Annotated in this window: 1 protein-coding gene; it reads right to left on the minus strand. The window is 46.0% G+C overall.

What is annotated here, in order from left to right:
- The coding region (locus tag DMG62_25105; GenBank protein ID PYY18997.1) for a hypothetical protein at positions 1-756 on the minus strand (756 nt) is incomplete at both ends.

Consider the following 756-nt stretch of genomic DNA (forward strand, 5'->3'; position numbering starts at 1 on the left):
GCGAGAGTCAATGTCACCGGCCCAATCCGAGTCCGTAAATCCAAGAATTCCTGTAAGACCTTTTCCAAGAGAAGTTGTATCTCCCAATGTATTGCTGTCCTTTACGGCTTTCTTAATTGCCTCGATGGTTGCGTTCCCTGTGTTACCAAAGGTAATGCCGACATTGACCGTTTTTTGTAAGTAGCGAAATATGCGGTGGATGGCTGCTGCGTGTTCAAAGGAGGGGTTGATGCTGAACTTGCTGAGGGATGAAATTGGATACGCGAGATCTGGCCGTGTACCGAGCATAGCATACATGATGCTGCCGAGGGCCTGTTGATATTCGAGTATGTCATTTTCGAGGGCAATGTATCCTTCATCAGCGGCGTGTAAACGTGCGTTTGGTTCCATCGGTGTTGAGACTCCATTACATTGGTCCATTTGGAATCGCTTGAGCACGTGTTTGATGTACGTACTCTGATGAAGATGCAGTGTTCGAGATTCACGGTCTCTGGAGATCTCAAGGCCGAGGAATTGTGATGCGGGTCCAAGATCTGTCATCTTATACCTTTTCATTAGCTGACTTTTAATCGTGTTAATGGCGTTTCGACTCGGAGAGAATTGGAGTATGTCGTCAACATAGAGTAGTATAATAATGTTAGCTAAAACACTAATGTAAAGGTTCGAGTCTTCGAGGGATCGGGTCAAACCAAGATTGCCAACGAGATATCCATCAATGTCTTTGTACCAGGCGCGTGATGCCTGCTTGAGTCCATA

Source organism: Acidobacteriota bacterium, from assembly GCA_003225175.1.
GTDB lineage: Bacteria > Acidobacteriota > Terriglobia > Terriglobales > Acidobacteriaceae > Gp1-AA112.